Source organism: Gilliamella sp. BG7 (assembly GCF_046635565.1).
Classification (GTDB): domain Bacteria; phylum Pseudomonadota; class Gammaproteobacteria; order Enterobacterales; family Orbaceae; genus Gilliamella; species Gilliamella apicola_P.
Genome location: NZ_JBIDFB010000007.1, coordinates 96,075 through 119,865 on the forward strand (window position 1 = coordinate 96,075; position 23,791 = coordinate 119,865).

Genomic DNA, 23,791 nt, shown 5'->3' on the forward strand with positions numbered 1-23,791 from the left:
AAAGTTAATACAACAGTAGGGTTATATCACAGCTATTTTTTATTTAAAATTAAATAAAAATCATTTTTGACAAAATAGCACTTTTTATATTCATCTTTGTAGAAACTTTTTTAAGTACAGATCACAGCCTGAGATATAAAGAAAATAGTAATGCAGTTATTTGGAGTTTTTTAGCCTGCTGTGAAGAGATTCAATAAAAAGCTTATTTGTTGCTAAACAAAAAAATAAACCTCGATATTATTCGAGGTTTTCCAATAATTATATATTGCTATTTTATATTCAAATATTAATAGCTTATTTTATCCCATACTCAGACCGATAAGCTTCAACTTGCGTTACTTGACCTTTTCGAGCTGGATCTTTATAGAGGTACTGGATTAAATCATCAAGCGTAATAATTGAAATTACATTGCAATGATAAGTTTGTTTAATTTCTTGAATTGCTGACAGTTCACCACGACCTTTTTCTTGGCGATCTAGACAAATCAGTACGCCAGCAAGTTTAGATTGGTTATCTGTTAATATTTTCATCGATTCACGAATAGCAGTTCCGGCAGTAATAACATCATCGACCAACATAACACGCTGTTGATAGATCGAACTACCTACTAAATTACCGCCTTCGCCATGATCTTTTGCTTCTTTACGGTTAAAGCAGTAAGGAATGTCAACATTATGATGTTCAGATAGTGCAACAACGGTTGATGAAACAATAGGGATACCTTTATAGGCTGGACCAAAAATGACATCGTACTCTAAATTAGCATCCATCAGTGCGGCTGCATAAAAACGACCTAATAAAGCCAGATCTTTACCTGTATTAAATAATCCTGCATTAAAGAAATAGGGACTTTTGCGTCCCGATTTCAAGGTGAATTCACCAAACTTTAATGCTTGCCTATTTAATGCAAATTCAATAAATTCACTTTTATATGATTTCATCGATCCTCTCCAATTAATCTTTTAAGGCCTGTTTTTGTGCATCAATAATAGTTTTGATGCCATTTTTTGCTAGCTCTAACAGTTTTAATAATTCGTCATGACTAAAAGGTTCGCCTTCAGCAGTGCCTTGCACTTCAATCATACGACCATCGTCAGTCATAACAACATTCATATCGGTTTCAGCGTTTGAATCTTCTATGTATTCTAAGTCACACACTGCTTGTCCATCGACAATACCGACAGAAACAGCAGCAACTAATGATTTAATTGGATTTTGCTTAATTTTACCATCTGCAACCATTTTGTTGATTGCATCATTTAGTGCTACACAAGCACCAGTAATTGACGCAGTTCGGGTACCACCATCTGCTTGAATAACATCGCAATCTAACGTGATAGTATATTCACCTAATAATTTAAGGTCGATCATTGCACGTAGTGAACGGGCAATAAGGCGTTGAATCTCCATAGTGCGGCCGGTTTGCTTACCTTTAGCCGATTCGCGTTGAGTTCGTGAATGGGTTGCACGAGGTAGCATTCCATACTCAGCAGTTACCCAACCTTGGTTTTGCCCCTTTAAAAAACGGGGCACACCTTCATCAATAGTGGCATTACAAAGTACTTTAGTTTCACCAAACTCAACTAATACAGAACCTTCTGCATGCTTAGTATAATGACGGGTTATTTTGATAGGGCGGACTTGTTCCGCAGATCGACCTGACGGGCGCATGCAATTCTCCAGATGTTACAATTAAAAAATATCTTTTTTGAGCTAATTATTTAGGGGGACATCAACAAGATAAGGTTGATGTTTAGCCTAAGCTAAGAGCATATTATACAGAATATGTGGTACAATGCCCAGCAAGTTTTTTACAAATTTAGGAAGCAATTATGATTTCCAGTATGACCGCCTATGCCAGAAAGGAGTTAAATCAATCGTGGGGAACCGCCTCATGGGAACTCCGATCAGTTAATCAACGTTATTTAGAAACCTATATCCGCTTACCAGAACAGTTTCGTTCACTTGAACCGATGATACGTGAACGACTCCGTAATCGTCTAACTCGTGGTAAAGTCGAATGTAATTTACGTTTTGAATTAGATCCTGCAGCGCAAAATCAAGAACTTTCGTTAAATAAAGATCTTGCTAAGCAAATTTTAAATGCCGCTAATTGGGTTCAAACAGAGCATCAATCAGGACAAGTTAACCCAATTGATGTACTTCGTTGGCCAGGCGTATTGTCGGCAAAAGAACAAAATCTTGACAGCATATCACAAGAAATCCTAGCGTTACTTGATACAGCTATCGACGAGTTTAAAGCTGTTCGAGAACGTGAAGGTAAAGCGCTTAGTGATTTAATTGTTAAACGTTTAGAAGCCATTACCGTAGAAGTGGATAAGATTCGTAATTGGATGCCGCAAATACTTGAATGGCAAAAAGAACGTTTAAAAAGTAAATTGGCTGAAGCTAATATTGAACTGGATCATTCTCGCCTAGAGCAAGAAATAGTGATGGTTGCCCAGCGAATTGATGTTGCCGAAGAGCTTGATCGCCTAATGACACATGTTAAAGAAACTTATTCGATCTTAAAGAAAAACGAAGCGATAGGTCGTAGATTGGATTTTATGATGCAAGAGTTTAATCGAGAAACTAACACTATTGCCTCTAAATCAATTAATGCTGAAGTGACCGCCAGTGCAATTGAATTGAAGGTACTTATAGAACAAATTCGTGAGCAAGTACAAAATATTGAGTAATTTTATTATGTTAACACTTGCTTATTAGTATATTCTTCCAATATAAATGTAATTTTCTTTGCATTTATATTGGAATTATCATTATCTTTTTATTTAATTGATCAGTTTAAAAGCTGTGTTAATTACAATAATTTCTTGCTTTGAGTGATTTAAAATACCAATAAAGCACAAGGCAAGCTGTACCTGTTGATAACAGATCGGCCGTTGGCGCAGCAGCCCAAACACCATCAAAACCCAAAAATAATGGTAAAATATAAAGTGCTGGTAACAAAATCAAAATTTGCCTTGAAAGACTTAATAAAATCGAAATTTTTGCCATACCAATACATTGGAAAAAGCTAGTGGTAACCATTTGAAAGCCAACAAAAATAAAAGAGAGTGTAGTAAATCGTAATGCAATAGCCGAAAGTTGCACTAAATCTTCCTCGGAACTAAAAGCTCGCACCAACATATCTGGAATAAAAAATCCTAACACAAAACCGAGCGAAGTTACAACCGTTGCTACTTTAACAGCATAAAAGAAAGTCTTTTTAACGCGATCATAATTTTTAGCACCATAATTATAACCAATAATAGGTTGCATACCTTGGTTGATACCAATGACAATCATAATCACTAAAGTAATAAGCCGGTTAGCATTAGAAAAAGCAGCAATTGAATCATCGCCCGACACATTAGCAAGTGGAGCATAACGATTAAGTTGCCAGTTAATAAACACAACAACAATTGATGCCGCCATTTGCATTGAAAAAGGCGATAAACCGATTGATATAACCGATTTTGCAATTGAAAGGTCCAACTTAAAATTACGACGATAAAGCTTGATATTACTGTTTTTATTTAAAAAATGTTGCATAACAAATGCAAAGCTAATCATCATTGAAAACGTCGTTGCAAGTGCTGCCCCACGCATTCCCCAACCTAAACCAATAATGAAAACTGGTGCCAAAATAATGTTGGCAATCACACTGACAAACATAGTTACCATGGCTTTAAAAGGGTAACCACTTGCACGCATCATATTGTTGTAGTTAAAAGTGAGGGTTAAAAAGATACTACCAGGTAGAAAAATCTCTAAAAACTCTCTAGCATAAACATGGTTAACAGGACTTGAACCTACAAAGTGTAACACCGGATCAACAAAATAGAGCAGTGTAGAAAGTGTAATTCCGCTTAACACAGCCGTTAACATAAACGATGTTCCGGCGACTTTTTCGGCCTTGTCGTTTTCACCACGACCTAAAAAAATTGAAATCCGACTGGCCGAACCAATTCCAACTAACATACCAATTGCTGCTGCTAAATTCATCACAGGTAAAATAAGACCAGCGGCACTTAACGCCTCGCGTCCGATCCAATGGCCAATAAAAATGCCATCAATAATATTATAAAGTGTATTAACAATCGTTCCAATCACTGCTGGTAGCGCATATTGCCAAAATAGTGCACTGATTTTTTTATTTTTAAAATCATTATAAACATCAATAGAGTGAGCCATTGCTTTTAATTTTCCGTTGATAAATATTGTAAAGAAGTTTCAGGTAACTATACGTTTCAGTATAAAAAGCATAATCATTATTTTACATTGATAATGATACCCCCAAATTGCTTGTTAGGTATATTAGCAAAATAATAAATTCAGTTTTCGATTTTTACTTATTTCTTAATTTTAATGATTATAACTGATAGCGATTATCTAAACCTTGCTATCGCGACTGGCTTACGTGTAGTTAAATCTTGTCAAAAAGTTTCAGGTAACTATACGTTTCAGTATAGATTTTATGCAATTTAACGGTGCTAGTTTAACAGACTGGCAAATTGTTAATAGCACTTTTTCAGCGCTTTGATAAAATAATGTCCTTAATGATTATAGCGATCCAATAGGAACCTCACCAATGAGCGTACAAATAGAAAAGATCATACTGCATAAATTAATTAGAAAAAGCGACACTGAAATTGAATTACAACTTCGTGACTCAATGCTCAACAACGAGCAAGCGGTTGTTAATCTAATTGAAGATATCAATCGCATCTATAATAACAAAAGCAAAGCCTATGGATTATTTAATAGCGAAAGCTTATTTGAACAATCACTAAAAGAACTACGGCTAGGCAATCAAGATTTTTTACATTTTAGCCAAGAATCAACCAAACAACTACGCAACGAACTTGCCAAATATCCTTTTGCAGAAGGAGGAACGGTGGTGTTTTGCCAATATCGTTATTTGGCGGTTGAATACTTAATTATTGCGGTGTTAAATAGTTGTTTAAGTATGTTAGTTAATGAAGACTTAGATATTAGCGAAACGCAATATCTAGACATTGACCATGCCGATATTATTGCCCGTATAGACATGACCGAATGGGAAACCCAAGCCGACTCAAAACGATATTTAACCTTTTTAAAAGGAAGAGTAGGGCGAAAAGTATCTGACTTTTTTATGGACTACCTAGGTGCTAATGAAGGATTAGATGCGAAAGCACAAAACAAAACACTGGTTAAAGCGGTAGATGATTACTGCCAAGAAATGCAATTTGACAAACAAGACAAAACCAACGCACGTGAAAGTGTCTACAATTACTGTCAAGCTCAATTACAAGCTGGTGAAGAAATTGAACTAAAAAATCTAGCCAACGAACTTCCAACAAGTGACGATAACAACTTTATTGAATTTGTCAAAAATAGTGAATACGATTTAGAAGATACTTTCCCCGTTGATCGTAGTGCTTTGCGCCAACTTAAAAAATTCTCGGGCAGCGGTGGGGGATTAACCTTAAGTTTCGATTCAAATTTGTTAGGTGAACGTATAAAATGGGATCCACAGACTGACTCACTGATTATTAAAGGTGTACCGCCTAATTTGCGTGATCAGCTACAACGTAATAGCGGCTCAAACTAATTATCCGCTAATCATAAACTAACAACGTTATTAGGACAAAAAATGAAATACATTGGTGCACATGTAAGTGCAGCAGGTGGGGTAGATAACGCCCCGATAAATGCCTATCAAATTGGCGCAACCGCATTTGCGTTATTCACCAAAAATCAACGACAATGGCACGCCAAACCGCTTGAAACAGCCACCATCGACAGCTTTAAAAAACGCTGCGAAAAATATGGCTTTACCAGCAAACAAATTTTGCCACACGATAGTTACCTTATTAATTTAGGACACCCCAATAGTGAACAGCTTGAAAAATCACGTACTGCTTTTTTAGACGAAATGCAACGTTGTGAACAATTAGGTTTAATATTACTCAATTTTCACCCCGGAAGTGATCTAAAACAAATATCGGTTGATGAATGCCTAGCACGAATTGCCGAATCGATTAACATTACGCTCGACAAAACACAAAATGTGGTTGCTGTTATCGAAAATACGGCTGGACAAGGCTCTAACTTAGGCTATAAATTTGAACATCTTGCGCAAATCATTGACCAAGTCGAAGACAAAAGCCGAGTTGGAGTTTGCATTGACACTTGCCACGCTTTTGCCGCTGGTTACGATTTACGTACCGAACAAGCTTGTCAAGAAACTTTTGCTGAGTTCGAAAAAATAGTCGGTTTTCAATACTTACGAGGTATGCACTTAAACGATGCTAAAAGCGAATTTGCTAGCCATGTCGATCGCCATCACAGTTTAGGCAAAGGCAATATTGGTGAAGTAGCATTTAAATATATTATGCAAGATCCAAGAATTGACGAAATTCCTCTTATCTTAGAAACCATTGATCCCGATATTTGGGCACAAGAAATAAGCTGGTTAAAGGAGAAGGTAACTGCATAAAATTATTATTTTTTTTATTTGGCTATAAACAAAGTGGGTAATGTTTACCCACAAACTAGGTTAAACATTGCATAAATGTTTAAACATGTTTCATTATTCCAATTGCGCAGCAAGTTCAATTATTTCCGGCAAAATATCCAAAATCAAAGCCAATTGTTGCATAACTAACAGATCATTATTCGTTTTATCATCATCAATTGAAACAGCCGAAATTGTTTCGATATAATCGGTAACGGATTTTTTAATAGCTTGGTATTCACCGTCGATCTTTTTAACGTTTAAAAGATTAATAATGTAGACCGACAAATCATCAAATAATTCAAACATCTGTTTAGAAATAGGTTTATCTCGGTGTGCACCTAAAGTCGAAAGATAACTAATCAACGTATGATTAAGCGTTAACAACCGAAATCCCTGATCGATAACAACTGGATTCATATGCGGCTCTTTAGTCATTAAACTAATTAATGACGATAAATCCGCATTACTATCATGCGCCGCATGCCTTGCTAAACGATACATTACATCATTAGATTTGCCTGTTAAATATTGACGACCTATTAAAGCTAAGTAATGACTATCGTCATGGCAAACACGATCCACTAATTTAGGTAGATTTCTAAACTTCCAGTCAGGCCAAATAAAGCTCACAGCAAACCATGCAATAAAACAACCAATTAATGTCGCAATAATGCGCGCGACCGCAACTTCAATACTACTTTCGCCAATTAGACTGAAACTAAAAAACACCAATAACGTAATAAACGCAGTAGCATAAGCATATTGTGAATTCTTAAATAGAAAAAACAGCCAACCAGTGATAATAATCAACACCAACTGCTCAGGAACACTTGGAAATAAAAACGTCAACGGAACACCCACAATAATCCCTAGAATGGTACCGATTACCCGTAATTTTAACCGATATTTTGTAGTTGAATAGTTAGGTTGGCACACAAACAAACTGGTTAAAATAATCCAATATCCATGTTGCAAATCAGAAAAATGAATCACCATATAACCAACAAAAAATACCACACACATGCGAATTGCATGACGAAATAGTGCTGATTTTATGGTTAAATTATTTCTAATCTTGGCAAAAATAGCATAAAAACTGGTTAGTTCTTCATCGATTAACTGATTATCTTCTTCTGCTTTTGGCAAATGTTGCTCGGTATCAATATTAGCAAGTAATAGATCGATAGAAAGCAAATTCTGATGTAAACTCCTAAGCGCTTTAATCATCAGCATATCGCTTTTATGACTAGCATGATATTGATTAATAGCTTCTTCAAGATACGAAAAATAACGTGAAAACAGCGGATCATGTTGATAAGTTTGATTTAACTTAATTGTCATTGCCAATTGCGCACAAGCTTTCGCTTGCAAATTTAAAATACGAGCAAATCTAAATAAAATATCACTATGTTTAAAATGCACACTAAGCGCTTGATAATGCCCATGCGCTGAACTTGCTCGTTCATGAATATCTTGCGCGACAAAATAATAGCTTAGTAACTTTCTAATATAAGCTTGTCCACGATAGCTTTTTAAACGATTAAATAGTGAACGTTTTGTATTATTAAAAGCACTAATGAGTTGATTATTACTATTGTTTAATTGCAAAGTTTGTTTTTTAAACCCGTCAGACTCATCGGGATCAAACATCGCTGCCTTAGCGTCAAGATATTGTGCTAAATCAATAAAACACTGTGAAAGCGATTGTTGGGTTGTGCGAATGGGTTGGATGATCGATTCAATTAACGAAACAACATTATACCAAAGCGCACCTAACAGCAAAAAACAGGGTAAGGTGTAATTATCGATAAACAAATTATGCCCAAGCATAGTATAGGCAGCAATTAAAAGTGATCCAAACGCAATCACACCGTAACGTTGGCCAAGCGAACCAAGCATGGTAAAAATAAATGTTGAAGAAACCAAACCAATAATAAAAAATGCAGGATAATCAAATAACAACTCGACTGAAAAAGTGGCAATAGTAAAACAAATCAATGTAAGAATTAAATTAATACAACGGCTTAATAGACGAGTATCGATTTCGGTCAAGCCTGCTGCCACAACACCAAGCGTAAGAGGAATAACTAGCGAAGTATACCCAAAATACCACGGAACCAAAGTCGAACCAGTTAAACTAATTAACATCCGAAGACTAAAAAGAAGATTACTGCTGTAAAAGACTTTACGTAAAGACAAAATAAATGCGTTCACGGTGTATTGGATTTTGTGTGAGTTCAAATGATGGTTATTAGAATACTATATTGTATGAATTTGGGGAAGAGATTGAGAATGTTGTTTATTTTTTAAGAATAAAATCAATGTAATATATAAAGAATTTTTATGGGAAAATAAGCTTCGATAACACTGTAAGGTTAATATGTTTGCTTTTTTATGGTGTCAGAATGTACTAATATTTAAGTGAAGTTAGCACGTAAATAAGGATACTTGGCGAGGTGAAGGGAGAAATTTTGTATAAAAAACAGCAACCATGGGGTCGCCGTTTTTGTGGCCTTTTACTTGTTTATTTAATCGCTTTTGCCACAATTTCTTGGGCTTCTTGTTGGAGTGTATTTAAATGTTCGTTGCTTATAAAGCTTTCTGCATAAATTTTGTAAGCATCTTCTGTTCCTGATGGGCGAGCAGCAAACCAGCCGTTTTTGGTTATTACTTTAAGCCCACCAATTGCAGCATTGTTAGCTGGTGCAGTGGTTAAACATTGAGTGATTTTTTCACCTGCTAAGTTGTCGGTGGTTAGTTGGCTGGCATCAAGTTTGGCTAGTTTTTGTTTTTCACTAAACGAGGCTGGCGCTTGGATTCGTCCATAATAAGAAATACCAAATTTATCTTCAAGTTCTTGGTACTGTTCTTGTGGATTTTTGTCTAGTTTAGCCGTCATTTCGGCAGCAAGCAGACATAAAATAATGCCATCTTTGTCGGTAGACCATACTTTACCGTTCGTTCTTAAAAACGATGCGCCTGCGCTCTCTTCGCCAGCAAATCCAAGTTTACCATTGTAAAGCCCATCGGCATACCATTTAAAACCAACTGGGTATTCTAAGTACTGTTTGTTTAAGCTATTTGCAACTCGGTCGATCATTGAGCTTGTGACTAATGTTTTACCAATAGCAATATCTTTGTGCCATTGTGGACGGTTTTGGAACAAGTAATTAACACAGGTTGAAAGGTAGGCATTTGGGTTCATTAGCCCTTTTGGTGTCACAATGCCATGACGATCAAAGTCGGTATCATTACCAAAGGCTAAATCAAATTGGTCTTTTAATTTTAATAACCCAGCCATAGCCCAACGGCTTGAGCAGTCCATACGAATAACTTCGTCATGATCTAGATGCATAAAGCTGAAAGTTGGATCGACTTTGTTATTAACAATATTAAGATTGATGCCATACTTTTCGGCAATGCGTGACCAATAGGTAATACCAGCACCACCCAATGGGTCAACACCGATTTTGAGCGATGATGATTTGATAAGGGAGAGATCTAAAATGTTTTCAAGATCGTTGATATAGTCGGTTTCGTATTCTTTGGTGTGGATGTAATTTGAATTTAGAGCCTTGTCTAAGGTGACACGTTTTACACCATTGAGTTTGTTTTTTAGTAATTCATTGGCGCGGTTTTCAATTTGTTTGGTGATGTCAGTATCCGCAGGTCCTCCATTGGTTGGGTTGTATTTTATTCCTCCATCTTCTGGTGGATTATGCGATGGAGTGATAACAATGCCGTCTGATAGCTGTGATTGTTTATTTTGATTGTAAGTTAAAATGGCATGCGAAATGACTGGCGTTGGCGTATAGCCCCAATCACGAGCCATAACCACAGTTTGCTCATTGGCGACAAAAACTTCAAGCACTGATTTTAAGGCAAGTTCTGATAAAGCATGTGTGTCTTGACCAATAAAGCAAGGGCCTGCAATGTTATTAGCTTTACGGTATTCGGCAATCGCTTGAGCAACGGCTAATATATGTGCTTCATTAAATGTGCCTTTGTTTGAGTTTCCGCGATGACCTGATGTACCAAAAATGACTAATTGGCTAGCATTATCCGTATCAGGTTGGATTTGGTAATAATTATTGCGTAGTGTTTCAACGTTGATAAGATCCGATGATTGAGCTAACATTCCTGCGCGGGTTTGCTTGGCCATTTTTTACTCCTCTTTCATAACGTAATATTTTATATCACTAAAAACGTGAGCCAGTTAAGTTAATATCACGTTTTTAACTTTATTATTATTTAACCCATTAAGGTAAAAAAGCATTGGTAACTTGGTTTATCATGGTTTCGGATATGCCCATGTCACTCATTATTGATTCTATAATGTATAATTTTCTAGCGGTATTAGTGTTGCTGATAACCCAATAAGGTGTGCCAATGATTTCGCGGGGTTTAGTGTTTTTGCCTGATGTTTCTAGTAATTGTTTATCTTTGGCTAAATATTTTCGTTTGCTCCCATGTAAGGATGTTGCGGCAATGGCAAATAGTGCTGGATTATAGTTATATAGCGCACTAAGCAGTAATATAAAGCGACTAATAATGGATTTTTCGTTGGTAAAAGCGTCGCTAGTTAATAAGTCATTAAAAAGAGGATAATGATTCTCTTTTTGTGTAATAGTCTGTTTTTTTATCAACGTAGACTGGCTTATATTCAATAAACGTCGTAATATACTCGATGCATCTTCACCAATATGCTTAGTTTGACCAGCAAGAAATTGGTATAATTCTTCGTCGATTTCGATAGTTTTCATTATGTTACATGTGCCTATTAAATTATTTCACGGGACATCCTAAAACAGGAGTTTTGCCTAAATGCGAATCATGAGCTGGTTTGTTATCAAAACAATCATTCGATGACTGTTCAAAGACAGTATTATCGATTGTTTTAGGTGCTTGATTTGCATCATGACAGGCTGTTATCATAACTGATAATATTAATTGAAAAAATAACCGTTTCATATATTTATTGGATGCTTGATAAATTTTTGTGCTGAGTATAACTCAACTTAAGCATAAATTGTATCAACTATTAATAAAATAATGAAAATGGTGTTGTCGTTTTTTTTAAATGATACTATTCTAAATAGTGTATAAAAAGCTTATGCGATATATTATATGGGGAATAAATTATGAAAAAAATCGTCACATTAACTGTTTTAGCTACCATTCTATCAGGATGTAGCAATAGTGATCTTTATTCTGGCAATGTCTATACAGCAGATCAAGCAAAACAAGTTCAGCAAGTAAGTTATGGTACCGTTGTTTCAGTACGCTCTGTTAAAATTCAAGCTAATGCGTCAAATGGTAAAAGCGAAAATGTAGCAGGTAGCCTAGGCGGTGCTGTTATAGGTGGAGTTTTGGGGAATACTATTGGTAACGGTACAGGTCGTGTGTTAGCCGTTGCAACTGGTGCAATTGGTGGCGCGATTTTAGGCGATGCTATTCAAGATAAAACTAGTCAGGCCAGTGCTGTTGAGCTAGAAATTAAGCAAGAAAATGGCTCTAATATTGTTCTTGTACAAAAAGGTTCGGTTAATGATTTCTATGTTGGTCAACCTGTTCGTTTAGTCACTAATGGTAAGCAGATTAATGCATCACCACGTTATAGTAACGCTGTTAGAAAATAATACTTAATTTTAGTTTGGGTGTATTGTTGTTACTATTTATTATTAATTTTCGCTCATCTCAATGGTGAGCGGATTATTTTAGCAAATAACTTGATTAAATTAATTATTGTTTTTTATCTAATCAATGAATCTTTCACAGAAGTTTGCCTGTCTGAATGCTAACATATAAGCTCAAACAAATTATTAATCGTATAAGGAACAACAAAGTAATGCGTATATTACATACTATGATTCGAGTTGGCGATTTACAGCGTTCAATCGATTTTTATACTCGTGTAATGGGAATGCGAGTGTTAAGAATTAGTGAAAACTCTGAATATAAATATTCACTAGCATTTGTTGGTTATGGTGATGAAACAACCAGCTCAGTTATTGAGTTAACTTATAATTGGGGTACTGATAAATACGATCATGGTTCGGCGTTTGGTCATATCGCTATTGGTGTTGATGATGTTGCTAAAATGTGTAATGACGTCAAACAAGCTGGAGGCAAGGTAACGCGTGAAGCAGGGCCTGTAAAAGGTGGCTCAACCATTATTGCTTTTGTTGAAGATCCTGATGGCTATAAATTAGAGTTGATTCAAAACGATCAGGCTGATAAAGCGTTAGGTAATTAATTTATTCCATAAAAAATATCGCCGTTTTTAGGCGATATTTTTTGTATCTTATTTCGAACTATTCCTCTAGCAAATCTACTAATAATTGCTTATTGGTAATAGCTTGTTTTGATTGCTCAAGGCTGGCAGTGGTAATAATAGCACTTAAGGCGTTTAATGAGATGTCAAAATCATCGTTAATAATAACATAATCATATTCGTTATAATGCGAAATTTCAGCTCGGGCTTTTTGCATTCTTTTGGCAATCACATGGTTGTCGTCTTGCCCACGTTTAACTAGGCGGTTTTCAAGCTCTTTGAGCGAAGGTGGTAGTATAAATATGCTTTTTGCTTTTGGCATTTTTTCGCGTACATGTCTTGCGCCTTGCCAATCAATATCTAGAAAAACATTAATTCCTTGCGATAGGCTTTGTTCTATTTCGGCTTTAGATGTGCCGTAATAGTGGTCAAATACGTTGGCATATTCGACAAATGCTTGCTGATCAATTAAGGATTCAAAGTGTTTGTGATCCACAAAGTAATAATGTTCACCATATTCTTCTCCTGGGCGGGGATCGCGCGTAGTATGCGAAATTGATACTTTAGCTTGATGTTGGTTTTTTTGAGCTAGATAAGCTTGGATCAGGCTTGATTTGCCTGCACCACTTGGTGCAGAAATGATAAATAGAGTTCCTGTATACATAGATATATTTGTCACGTTAATTGTTATTAAGTTATTTTGATTGTCATCAATATTAGTTAAGCGATATTATAGCAAAATTCGGCAATATATTGTGGCTTATTGCAAATTAAGTTATTTAAATTGGTGTTTGGTTTTTAGTCAAAATAGATTTAAATAGTCAGTTTTAATATGTATTTGCAATATAGGCAATATTAATCTATAGCATATTGTTATTATTAAGGAATATCTATGCCATTATCATTTAAAGATGGAGTTTATGCTTGTATCCCAACACTATTGGGGTATATCGGTATTGGTATTGCTGCTGGTGTTGTGGGTAAATCGGCAAATTTATCGGTACTCGAAATTACATTACTGGCTATTATTGTTTATGCAGGCGCTGCGCAGTTTATTATTGCTGGATTAATGATAGTAGCTACACCTATTTCGGCTATTATTTTTACCGTTTTTTTAGTTAATTCACGTCATTTTTTGATGGGTATGGCAACCGCACCCACTTTTCGAAAAATTTCGTTGTTAAATAATATTGGTATCGGTAGCTTATTGACCGACGAGAGTTTTGCTGTGGCAATAAATGCGATTACAAATAAAGTGCCAGTTAATGCTGCTTGGATGCATGGCCTTAATTTAACGGCTTATATTACTTGGATTTTGTCTTGTTTTATTGGTGCTTTAATCGGAGAGTGGTTGCCTGATCCTACACAATTTGGTCTAGATTATGCTCTAGTCGCCATGTTTATTGGTTTGCTCTATTTGCAATTGATTAGCGATAATAGCAAAAGTCTTAAAAATCGGCTTTTAGCCATGTTAACCGTTACTGTTTTGTTAATTTTCTTAATGCGTTTTGTGTCACCTGAAATGGCTATTTTAATCAGTACGTTTGGCGGTTGTTTTATGGGTATAGCAATGGAGAAAAAGCATGACAACTTATAGTTTATTAATTATTTTAGGTTGCGGGTTAGTAACTTGGTTGCCAAGAGTGATTCCATTTATATTAGTTCGCAAATTTCAGTTACCTAATGTTGTGACTCAATTCTTGTCATATGTACCTTTATGTATTTTAACAGCGCTATTTGTGCAAAATTTATTTGTGGCAAAGGAGGGACATTTTCCAAATTTTAATATGGAATATTGCTTAGCGACAATTCCAACCGTAATTGTTGCCTTTTTGACTAAGAATCTGATGTGTGTTGTGGTTACTGGTATGTGCTTTATGGCGTTAATTCGCTATTTTATGATTTGATTTGTATCAATCAATAACTGAATTTTAATCATTATTGTTAATGGCTGGCTAATTGGTTGATAATCATTATTGTGAGTTCAAACAAAAACAGGGCAATTACCCTGTTTTTCTTGTTATATTCTTTTTTATGTTCTTTCTTTTTGTTCAAGTTTACTAATCGATTTTAATATCTTTTCAGCTTCGCTGTCTTGTCCTAGTTGAGTTAGATAATTGACCATCGCTTTTTGATAAGCCATATTATTTAAAATGGCTCTTGGTTGTTCATTCCACCATCTTACTAGTGTTTGTGCATCACTATTAGTCGATAATTGCTTAATTCGACCAATATAGGCTGCTTGTTTAAATTGATCTAGTTGTGACTCGCTGTACACTTTAGCTTTGTACATTGCAGGCAATAGGTCAATAATCGCTTGATAATCATCCATTTCATAATGAAGTTGATCTGCTAATCTAAGTACTTCAGCATTGCGAGGCTTTTCGTTTAGTAGCTGGTCTAATGTGATGCGTGCAGTTGTGTATTCGTGGTTTTTTAGTTGCAATCTAATTTGTACTAGCTGAAAGGCAAATAATTCGTTAGGTTGGCAACTTTTAGCAGCTTGTTCTAGCGACTGATTAGCAGGGAGTAATTCATCATTATCAATTTGAGCTTGTGCCGCAAGTAAATACGATAAAGTAGTATTTTTTGCCCCTTTGGCACTTTTTATAAATAGTTTAGCAGCTTGCTTATAATCACCTTCAAGCAATAACATTTGCGCTTGTTCAATACGTTTTATCGATTTTTTTGGTGACTTTAAGCGTAGCCAATTGCCTAATGCTGTTTTAGAATTGAAAATTTTATTTAATAAACAATAGATTAAATAAAGGCACAGTAGACCAATTAATTCAAGGATCATAAATGAATTAAACGACATGCTGACTCGATATTTGGCAAATTCAAATACTGCTGAACCTTGGTGTCCTTGTAATAATGGTCCTAAAAAGAATCCACCCACTAGCACTAAGAAAATAATTAGTATTTTTATCATTATTATTCTCCTATTTTGTCAACATTGAGCGAACGCGGGTTTGCATTAGTTTTTCAAGTTCGCCAATACTAGTTAGGTTTTCAGGCACATTTTGATTGCTGATTGATTGATTTTGTAAATTCTCAAGTTCATTAATAAATGCTTTAACACTTGGTGCATTACCATCAAAATATGCATTAATCCAAATTGCGGTATCGTTTAACGCACGTTGATAAATAAGTTCTTGGTGCCTCGGTATAGCTTGCGCTGCAATCAATAATCGGAATCGGATGTTTTCGCGCAAGTAAAGTGACTGTTCTAAACTCAGTGGTGCTTTTAATATTTGGCATTTGACAATTTGTTTTTCGTCTTTGCCCGCTTGTTCTAAGCAAGCTTTAAAGTTGGTATCTTTATCATCAAGTTTTTCAATGGTGATAAATTTATCCATAAAAGTTTTGGCGCTACTTAATAAATTAGCAGACCAATTGTTAACCGATGATGATACATTACTATTAGTGCCATTAGTTGTATTGCTAATATTTGTTTGTGGATTGTTTGTTGCGTTAGCGTCTTCTATTTGAGCATCATTGGTATCTGCTGAATTTGTAGCATCTTCGGCATATTGGGTCATGCCAAGATCGATGTCTTTATAATTACCCACTAAAGGTAATTCAGTAAGCGATTCAGATAAACCAATTAAATTTATTATAATGCCATCGGTATCTGTAAAGCTCACTTGAGCAAGTGAATTAATATCCTTACTAATTGCCTGTCTTGCTGGTAGTAGGCTAGGGTCATTAGCTTGGGCTAGGCTTTCGTCGGCACTTTTTAGTAGTAATCGTGCAGATGTGTAATCTTGGTCATTCCAAATTTTGCGACCAGCTAAATGTACTAAGTAATTTGCTTGCGAAATTAACCAAATATTGTGATCGCTTGTTGACATTGCTGCTAAACGTTCATTGATATTTTGTAAGCTTTGTTCTGTCAATTTTTGTGAATCATTAATTTGAGTTGTTAATTGTTGCTGTAGTTGTTGTTGATCACTCAGTTTACGATCAATACGCTGTTCTAATGAATTGAATTGCTGGTTTTGTTTATTAACTGCGTCGGTAATACTACTTTGTAAATCGTTTGTTATACTCTGCTTGGTTGTTTGTTTTAAATTGGCCAGTTCAGTTTGTAATATTGAGATGGTTTTTTTTTGGTTTTTAATTTCCTGTTGGCCATAATAAAAACCTAAACCACCTAAGCAAACGGTCAATGCTATAGCAATTATTGATAGTTTTGAAACAGGTGATTTGCTTGTGGTATTGGTGTTACCGTTATTACTGTTTTTAGGTTGAGCTTTAGATTCCACTGTTGGATTAGGTTGAGTGCTTTTTTGATTTTTTTTATCTTCTTTCATAGTGTTATTCGCTTCATTTTGAACCGTTGTTATCGTTGTTTGACTAAACGAAGTTGTGTTTATTGTTGAAAGTGTTGCATTGGCACCGTAATATTTTGGTGGCATAAATAACCTCATTTAGATTTCTAGAAATTTATGTTGCATTATGACATAGAGTTAACATTGTTTTAAATAAATTTTAATTATTGTCTTAATCAGCAACTATCATCGGTTATCTATATTATCGGTTATAGCATAATTTATGGTTACAGCGTTAAAAATTTTTTGATTATTCGCACTATTCACTAGTTGAACTTTTTGCCAATTAAGTTGTTTCGCTTTTGTAAAAATTCGTTGGCTTGTTACTATAAGATTAGCATGCATTTTATGTTTAAGATTACTATATAATTCAAGTTGGATTAAGTGTTCTAGACTAGTAATAATGATGATTTGATTTTCAATATTACTAGATAATATCTTTGGCGGATAGGTGATTGGCTCACGGCAGTAACACGTTATTGATTTTACTTTGGCTTTTCGATTTGTTAGTGTTTGAGCTAATAATTGCCGGCCTGAATTACCGCATAAAATTAAAACAGTATGATTTTGTACAGATTCTTGCTGTAGCTTTATCAATAATCCTTCGCTGTCTTCTTGTTCTGGATAATTGACTTTAGTTGTGGTGAGTTGGTTAAATAGTTGTGCTGACTTTTTTCCTATTGCGTAATATCGAACATTAGTTGGTAATATTAGATTGCCAATATAGGCTTTAATAACGTGTGTAACTTGTGGTGAAACAACGATCACAATATCGTTAGGTAAAAGTTTATTCAGTTGTTGTTGTAAATTTAGTAGGTCATTGCCTTGTGAAATAGTAAAAAAAGGGAGATGTTGTACAGGCAAGTTTGCTTGAGCAAATAGTTGGGTAAGGATTTCACCCTCCGGAGAGGGTCTAGTTACATAAATCATCCGCCATTTAATTCCTTTAATATTGTTTTCGCACCTTGATCTAATAAGCGTTTTGCTAATTCTTGTCCTAACTTTTCGGCTTCAGTTATACTGCCTTCTAATGCCACTTTGATTATTTTAGAACCGTCAATGCGTCCAACAAGCCCTTGTAATGACAAAATATTGTTATTTAATTGGCTATAACAAGCAATAGGTACTTGACATCCACCTTGTAAAGCTTTATTCATTGCTCTTTCTGCTTCAATACAAACTCGGCTATGTTTGTCATCAAGCACTGAAAGAATCTCTAATATTTGCTTATCATCTGATCGAGTTTCAATACCAATAGCACCTTGTCCGACAGCAGGTAAAATTAAGTTTGTATCAATATATTGTTTGATTCTGTCTTCTAATGCTAAACGTTTTAAACCCGCTGAGGCTAGTATGATGGCATCGTATTGTTGATTATCCAATTTAGCTAAACGAGTGCCAACATTGCCACGAAGATCTTTAATTTGTAAATGGGGATATTTTGCTCGTAATTGACATTGACGTCGTAAACTTGATGTACCAATTATCGCACCATTGGGTAGCTCATCTATATTTGAATATTTATTTGAAATAAAGCTATCACGTACATCATCTCGCTTGCAAATTGTGGCTAATGTTAATCCTTCAGGAAACTCAGCAGGGATGTCTTTTATTGAATGGACAGCAATATCCGCTTCGTTATTTAATATTGCTTGTTCTAGTTGTTTTACAAAAAGACCTTTACCGCCAATTTTCGATAAAGGGCTGTCAAGCAATACATCACCTTTAGTTACCATGGGAATCAATTCCACTGTCAAATTTGGGTGATGAGCTAAAATTTGTTGTTTAACAAAATTTGCTTGCCATAACGCTAATGGGCTTTTACGAGTTGCAATGCGAATGTTCAATTCATTTCCCTATTTTTGGTTTAGGTGATTTATATTTAATGCGTAACTTGTACGTTGGTGTGATTAATGTGATCACCATAGAGTCAATATTGCCTGATATAGTGTGACCTGTATCAGGCTATTTGAATTTAAGTTTTATTCTAAATTGTCAACAAAACTAACGGCATAACCTATATAGTTTGCTGGTGTTAACTGTTTTAACCGTGTTTTTTCACTTTCGGGTAGATCTAATGAGTCAATAAATTCTTGCATGCCTTTTGCATCAACTCGCTTGCCTCGAGTTAATTCTTTTAATTTTTCGTAAGGTTTTTCGATACCATAACGGCGCATTACTGTTTGAATTGGCTCGGCTAATACTTCCCAGTTGCGATTAAGTTCTTCAAGTAAGTGCTCTTGGTTGACTTCGAGTTTGTTTAATCCTTTTAGGGTTGATTGATAAGCTATAATGGCATAACCAATACCTACACCTAGATTACGCAACACTGTAGAATCGGTTAAATCACGTTGCCAGCGGGAAATAGGTAATTTGCTACTTAAATGGTTCATAATTGCATTGGCAATCCCTAAGTTGCCTTCTGAATTTTCGAAGTCGATAGGATTAACTTTGTGTGGCATAGTTGAAGATCCGATCTCGCCAGCAACAGTTTTTTGTTTAAAGTGATTTAGTGAAATATATCCCCAAATATCTCGATCAAAGTCTATCATAATAGTATTAAAACGTGCTACACAATCAAAGAATTCGGCAATATAGTCATGTGGTTCAATTTGGGTGGTATAAGGATTCCATTTTAGTCCTAGCGAGCTAACAAAATCTTCACTAAATTTATGCCAATTTACTTGCGGATAAACAACCATATGTGCATTATAATTTCCCGTTGCGCCATTAATCTTACCTAGTATTTCAACCGATTTTAGTTGTTGTAATTGGCGTTTTAAGCGGTAAGCTACATTAGCAAACTCTTTACCTATGGTTGATGGAGTAGCAGGTTGACCATGTGTTCTTGATAGTAGTGGTAAATCACGATAAGCGATAGCTTGTGAGGTGATTTTATCAATGAGTTTATTCCAATATGGCACTAAGACAGTTTCTCGAGCTGTTTTTAGCATTAATGCATAAGATAAGTTGTTAATGTCTTCTGATGTGCAGGCAAAATGGATAAACTCATTGATAGCGTGTAATTCTTCATGAGTGCTTACTTTTTCTTTTAGAAAATATTCTACAGCTTTAACATCGTGATTAGTGGTTTTTTCGATTTCTTTAATACGATGTGCATCTTGCTCACTAAATTGGTCTACAATTTGATTAAGATGATTAATAGCTGATTGACTTAATGTTGGAACCTCTAAAATATCTGCTTGTGAAGCTAATTTTTGTAGCCAACTAATTTCGACCTGAACGCGGTATTTTAATAAACCATATTCGCTAAAAATGGTGCGTAACTCTGTCGTTTTTTCACTATAACGCCCGTCAATAGGTGAAAGAGCAGTGAGTGCAGATAATACCATCGATTTTACTCCGTTGTTACAATATTTGAAATATCAATTATAAAGTGCAAATTAGTTTGCGCGATTAATTTGGTCTAATAGTTCTTGTGCTGCTTTGCAAATGCGTTTACGGCAAAAAAGAAACTGAAAACGATTTCCACCAACTTGGTACCATAAAATAGCCGATCGAACACATCCCAAAAGGGCTGTTCTTACTTTTGCTTGTACCAATGTGTTTTGTAAAAATTCGATTTTCCCAACAACTTTTATTTTTGTTGATATTGGGCTGATGATATCAGAATAAATTCCGGCTAATGAATAGGACAGATCATCAATATTAGTACTAATAGTTTCATCATTTATGTCTAGATAAAGTCCTGAAATGCGTTTTAATCGTTGGTCAATTTTATCTAATTCATCATTATTTTTTAATAATTTGCTTGTAATGCCAATTGTACCAAACAGGTAACGAATAATTTGAACTTGTTCTTTCTGCCCTGATGATAATAGTTGTATTACTGTTTGTAATCCTATTTTAATATTTTCAATACCATCATAAACATCGCTCGTCGTTTTTGGAGAGGTTTTAAACAAGCTTTTTATTGTTTGTTCATAAAGCTTAAGATTACAAATGCCTGTGCTAGCAAGCTGCGACACCAGTATTGCACTTTGCGCTGTGCCAGCAAGTGCAATAGCAATATGGTAGTATTTATTATTCACGTTAGTCTTCCTTACTGCTTGTAATTCGTTCTTCTATAATACCACCACCAAGACATACTTCATCTCTATAAAAGACAGCAGATTGACCTGGTGTAACAGCTACAACAGGATTATCAAATATGACTTTAATTTTGTCATCGGCTAATGGTATTACCTGACAGGATATATCTTGTTGACGATAACGTGTTTTTACAGTACAGCTAAATGGTTTTGTTACCACTTTACGATCAACCCAATGAAGTTGTTGAGCAATTAATTCTTCAGAAAGGAGTGCTGGATGCTCATGGCCTTGTGCCACAATCAATTCGTTATTGGTAAGATCTTTGTCAACAACATACCATGGTGCGTCATCAGCTTGTTTTAAGCCCCCAATCCCAAGCCCTTTACGTTGCCCTAATGTGTGATACATTAAACCTTGATGCTGGCCGATAACTTCACCATCAACGGTACGAATGTTACCTGCTTGAGCGGGTAAATATCGTGCTAAAAAGTCACTAAATTTACGTTCACCAATAAAGCAGATGCCTGTTGAGTCTTTTTTAGCTGCGGTTGCTAAACCAAGCTGTTGTGCAATTTTTCGCACTTCTGGTTTTTCGAGTTCACCAACCGGAAATAAGCTTTGGCTTACTTGTGCTTCGCTAAGGGTGTAAAGAAAGTAGCTTTGATCTTTGTTATTGTCGATCCCCCGTAATAATTCTACTTTATCACCTGTTTGACGTTTACGTACGTAATGTCCTGTGGCAATAAAGTCTGCGCCAAGATCTTCGGCCGCATATTCTAAAAAAGCCTTAAATTTAATTTCTTTATTACATAAAATGTCTGGGTTTGGCGTTCGGCCTGCTTTGTATTCAGATAAAAAATGTTCAAATACGTTGTCCCAATATTCGGCAGCAAAATTAATAGTATGTAATTTTATATTTAATTTGTCACAAACTGCTTGTGCATCGGCTAAGTCAACGGCGGCTGAGCAATAATCTTCTGTGTCATCCTCTTCCCAATTTTTCATAAATAACCCAACAACATCGTATCCTTGTTGTTGTAATAAATAAGCTGAGACAGAAGAATCAACGCCGCCAGACATACCGACAACGACTTTTTTTCGAGTGTTTATATTTGCCATAGTGATTATATTAATAGGTAAAATTAATAAAAAATTTTGTGCTAATTTTAACATAACTAGCGAAAAAAGCATAAAGTTATGCTGATAACGATTGTTAGAATGATTTATTTTTTAAAATAGCTTTACATTAATTTTCTACTAAGAGGCATGTTTAACTGAAACTTTTTGACATTTTTTTTGTTTCAACATTCGTGGAAAAAAATGCAAACTCACAGGATTAAAACAGCTTTATTAGCCAATACTGATAAAGCTGTAATAATATAAAGATTAAATGAAAGTTTAGTTAAGATCTTTTAAAAGGTAAACTACATGCCCAATAATTTTAAATTCTTGGGGTTCATGTTTATCACCAATAATGGTTGGATACTTAGGATTATCACAAAGTAATGCTAAATTGGCTCCTTGATTTTGAATGCGCTTAATACTGATTTGATCTTCATATTCAACAGCATATAAATAGCCATCGATCGGTTTGCAATGCGCTTTATTAATAATAAGAATATCATGATTTGATATAGTGGGCTCCATACTATCACCTTTAGCCCATACAGCAACTAAGTCTTCGTGGTTGCAACCTTGATGCTTTATTAAGGTAATATCAAAGGGGATTGATTCGATTTTTGAGTAAGATTTCACCGTATCGTTTAAATGGTGAAATGGAATATGTACTGAGCCTCGAACTTCTGTTTCTGACAACAATCGACATTCTCCTTTTCCTGTTACTAGCCATTCAATGGGGACATTACATTTTTGGGCTATGGTGGCTAACCTATTTAGTGATGGGTAAGTTTTACCTGATAAGTAATCTCGTATTACTGCCTCTGACATGCCAACTTTTTTAGCAAAGGCATTACCCGAAACACCTTCTAACACTAGGCTTAATCTATTCCTAAAATTAATTACTCCTGTATCAGTTAGGGTTCGTGTTTTTTCTTTTTCATCTTGTTTTTTTGTTATGCTTTCAGTCATTTTCTGTTCTATTCCACGTGTTTTTTTGTTTTTATCATTTTAATTCGTTTTTTTATGTGTTATTCTCTGCTATATAAATTCTTATCTTTTAAAACATTGTAATACCGATAATCTTTACAATAGCAAAAATTTAACTAATAGAGGATCTCATAATGAGAGAGCAAGATCAAGACTGGGCACCGTCAAGAGTAGTAGGTGAAATTAAAATTAGAGGTGGAAATTTAAGGGCATTGTCTAGAGCCAGCGGTTTGCAGGCTGACACTTTAAGAAACGCACTATATCGACATTGTCCTAAGTATGAACGAATTATTTCTGATTATTTACAGGTACCTGTTGAGCAAATTTGGCCTTCTCGTTACTAGGAAAAATTAAAATAAAAAAGACGCTAATAAGCGTCTCAGATTGATGACAAAGAGCTCGCTTTTTGGCGAGTTCTTTGATCTAATAGAGAGGAGTCGATTATAATAGGAATTCTTCTATGCTAAAAAAACCAACTCCAGCGACACCAGAAAAAATAGAACAAATCTCGCTAG

24 protein-coding genes are annotated in these 23,791 nt (G+C 35.2%); 8 read left to right on the plus strand and 16 right to left on the minus strand.

Annotation, left to right across the window (positions count from 1 at the left end; genetic code table 11):
• Nucleotides 1-294: 294 nt before the first annotated feature.
• Both pyrE and rph read right to left on the minus strand, forming a co-directional pair.
• Nucleotides 295-942, minus strand: a complete 648-nt coding sequence (gene pyrE, locus ACGH49_RS06280; protein ID WP_411588661.1) for an orotate phosphoribosyltransferase — start codon at nt 940-942, stop codon at nt 295-297.
• Between the two features lie 13 nt (nt 943-955).
• Nucleotides 956-1,672 carry a ribonuclease PH gene (gene rph / locus ACGH49_RS06285; RefSeq protein WP_411588662.1) on the minus strand — a complete coding sequence of 239 codons (717 nt, stop codon included), beginning with the start codon at nt 1,670-1,672 and terminating at the stop codon, nt 956-958.
• Nucleotides 1,673-1,833: 161 nt separating this feature from the next.
• Between rph and ACGH49_RS06290 the strand changes: the two genes are divergently transcribed.
• Nucleotides 1,834-2,700 (plus strand): YicC/YloC family endoribonuclease, encoded by an 867-nt coding sequence (locus ACGH49_RS06290; RefSeq protein WP_296210042.1) that lies wholly within the window; start codon nt 1,834-1,836, stop codon nt 2,698-2,700.
• A 118-nt stretch (nt 2,701-2,818) separates the two neighbouring features.
• Here the strand turns inward: ACGH49_RS06290 and ACGH49_RS06295 are convergent, their stop codons facing one another.
• The gene (locus ACGH49_RS06295; protein ID WP_411588664.1) at nt 2,819-4,198 is read right to left on the minus strand and encodes an MATE family efflux transporter; all 1,380 of its coding nucleotides are present in this window, start codon (nt 4,196-4,198) and stop codon (nt 2,819-2,821) included.
• Between the two features lie 397 nt (nt 4,199-4,595).
• Here ACGH49_RS06295 and yejK point away from each other — a divergent pair, with 397 nt between their 5' ends.
• Complete coding sequence (gene yejK / locus ACGH49_RS06300) at nt 4,596-5,600, plus strand: nucleoid-associated protein YejK (protein ID WP_411588665.1); 1,005 nt, start codon at nt 4,596-4,598, stop codon at nt 5,598-5,600.
• 42 nt (nt 5,601-5,642) lie between these two features.
• On the plus strand, nt 5,643-6,488 hold the full coding sequence (gene nfo / locus ACGH49_RS06305; protein ID WP_411588666.1) for a deoxyribonuclease IV: 846 nt from the start codon (nt 5,643-5,645) through the stop codon (nt 6,486-6,488).
• 93 nt (nt 6,489-6,581) lie between these two features.
• Here the strand turns inward: nfo and yccS are convergent, their stop codons facing one another.
• From yccS to ACGH49_RS06325, 4 genes are all read right to left on the minus strand, one after another.
• Nucleotides 6,582-8,723 carry a YccS family putative transporter gene (gene yccS, locus ACGH49_RS06310; RefSeq protein WP_411588667.1) on the minus strand — a complete coding sequence of 714 codons (2,142 nt, stop codon included), beginning with the start codon at nt 8,721-8,723 and terminating at the stop codon, nt 6,582-6,584.
• 310 nt (nt 8,724-9,033) lie between these two features.
• Nucleotides 9,034-10,671 (minus strand): phosphoglucomutase (alpha-D-glucose-1,6-bisphosphate-dependent), encoded by a 1,638-nt coding sequence (pgm, locus tag ACGH49_RS06315; protein WP_411588668.1) that lies wholly within the window; start codon nt 10,669-10,671, stop codon nt 9,034-9,036.
• Nucleotides 10,672-10,768: 97 nt separating this feature from the next.
• Nucleotides 10,769-11,272, minus strand: a complete 504-nt coding sequence (locus ACGH49_RS06320) for a hypothetical protein (RefSeq protein WP_065608234.1) — start codon at nt 11,270-11,272, stop codon at nt 10,769-10,771.
• A 22-nt stretch (nt 11,273-11,294) separates the two neighbouring features.
• Nucleotides 11,295-11,480, minus strand: coding sequence for a hypothetical protein (locus tag ACGH49_RS06325; RefSeq protein ID WP_411588670.1), 186 nt, complete (start codon nt 11,478-11,480; stop codon nt 11,295-11,297).
• Between the two features lie 170 nt (nt 11,481-11,650).
• Between ACGH49_RS06325 and ACGH49_RS06330 the strand changes: the two genes are divergently transcribed.
• Entirely contained in the window at nt 11,651-12,148 is a 498-nt protein-coding gene (locus tag ACGH49_RS06330; RefSeq protein WP_218058648.1) for a glycine zipper 2TM domain-containing protein, read from the plus strand.
• A gap of 209 nt (nt 12,149-12,357) precedes the next feature.
• Nucleotides 12,358-12,765, plus strand: coding sequence for a lactoylglutathione lyase (gene gloA / locus ACGH49_RS06335; protein WP_411588671.1), 408 nt, complete (start codon nt 12,358-12,360; stop codon nt 12,763-12,765).
• 58 nt (nt 12,766-12,823) lie between these two features.
• Here the strand turns inward: gloA and gmk are convergent, their stop codons facing one another.
• Nucleotides 12,824-13,447, minus strand: coding sequence for a guanylate kinase (gene gmk / locus ACGH49_RS06340; RefSeq protein ID WP_411588672.1), 624 nt, complete (start codon nt 13,445-13,447; stop codon nt 12,824-12,826).
• Between the two features lie 228 nt (nt 13,448-13,675).
• On the opposite strand from gmk, the gene ACGH49_RS06345 reads away from it, so the two are divergent.
• On the plus strand, nt 13,676-14,380 hold the full coding sequence (locus tag ACGH49_RS06345; RefSeq protein ID WP_411588673.1) for an AzlC family ABC transporter permease: 705 nt from the start codon (nt 13,676-13,678) through the stop codon (nt 14,378-14,380).
• A complete protein-coding gene (locus ACGH49_RS06350; RefSeq protein ID WP_065608222.1) occupies nt 14,367-14,690 on the plus strand; it encodes an AzlD domain-containing protein in 324 nt (107 codons plus the stop codon). The genes ACGH49_RS06345 and ACGH49_RS06350 overlap by 14 nt, the downstream gene beginning before the upstream one ends.
• 125 nt (nt 14,691-14,815) lie before the next feature.
• On the opposite strand, the gene ACGH49_RS06355 is transcribed toward ACGH49_RS06350, so the two are convergent.
• From ACGH49_RS06355 to ACGH49_RS06390, 8 genes are all read right to left on the minus strand, one after another.
• Nucleotides 14,816-15,715 (minus strand): heme biosynthesis HemY N-terminal domain-containing protein, encoded by a 900-nt coding sequence (locus ACGH49_RS06355; protein ID WP_411588674.1) that lies wholly within the window; start codon nt 15,713-15,715, stop codon nt 14,816-14,818.
• Nucleotides 15,716-15,725: 10 nt separating this feature from the next.
• On the minus strand, nt 15,726-17,204 hold the full coding sequence (locus ACGH49_RS06360; protein WP_411588676.1) for a uroporphyrinogen-III C-methyltransferase: 1,479 nt from the start codon (nt 17,202-17,204) through the stop codon (nt 15,726-15,728).
• 99 nt (nt 17,205-17,303) lie between these two features.
• Nucleotides 17,304-18,047 carry a uroporphyrinogen-III synthase gene (locus tag ACGH49_RS06365; RefSeq protein WP_411588677.1) on the minus strand — a complete coding sequence of 248 codons (744 nt, stop codon included), beginning with the start codon at nt 18,045-18,047 and terminating at the stop codon, nt 17,304-17,306.
• A complete protein-coding gene (gene hemC / locus ACGH49_RS06370) occupies nt 18,044-18,964 on the minus strand; it encodes a hydroxymethylbilane synthase (RefSeq protein ID WP_411588678.1) in 921 nt (306 codons plus the stop codon). Before hemC ends, ACGH49_RS06365 begins: the two co-directional genes overlap by 4 nt.
• Before the next feature lie 135 nt (nt 18,965-19,099).
• Nucleotides 19,100-20,470 (minus strand): adenylosuccinate lyase, encoded by a 1,371-nt coding sequence (purB, locus tag ACGH49_RS06375; protein WP_411588680.1) that lies wholly within the window; start codon nt 20,468-20,470, stop codon nt 19,100-19,102.
• Nucleotides 20,471-20,521: 51 nt separating this feature from the next.
• A complete protein-coding gene (gene hflD, locus ACGH49_RS06380) occupies nt 20,522-21,169 on the minus strand; it encodes a high frequency lysogenization protein HflD (protein WP_411588682.1) in 648 nt (215 codons plus the stop codon).
• 1 nt (nt 21,170) lies between these two features.
• Entirely contained in the window at nt 21,171-22,289 is a 1,119-nt protein-coding gene (gene mnmA / locus ACGH49_RS06385; protein ID WP_411588683.1) for a tRNA 2-thiouridine(34) synthase MnmA, read from the minus strand.
• A 279-nt stretch (nt 22,290-22,568) separates the two neighbouring features.
• Nucleotides 22,569-23,258 carry a helix-turn-helix transcriptional regulator gene (locus ACGH49_RS06390; protein WP_065608211.1) on the minus strand — a complete coding sequence of 230 codons (690 nt, stop codon included), beginning with the start codon at nt 23,256-23,258 and terminating at the stop codon, nt 22,569-22,571.
• A gap of 152 nt (nt 23,259-23,410) precedes the next feature.
• Between ACGH49_RS06390 and ACGH49_RS06395 the strand changes: the two genes are divergently transcribed.
• Nucleotides 23,411-23,620 (plus strand): transcriptional regulator, encoded by a 210-nt coding sequence (locus tag ACGH49_RS06395; protein WP_065608210.1) that lies wholly within the window; start codon nt 23,411-23,413, stop codon nt 23,618-23,620.
• Nucleotides 23,621-23,791 lie beyond the last annotated feature (171 nt).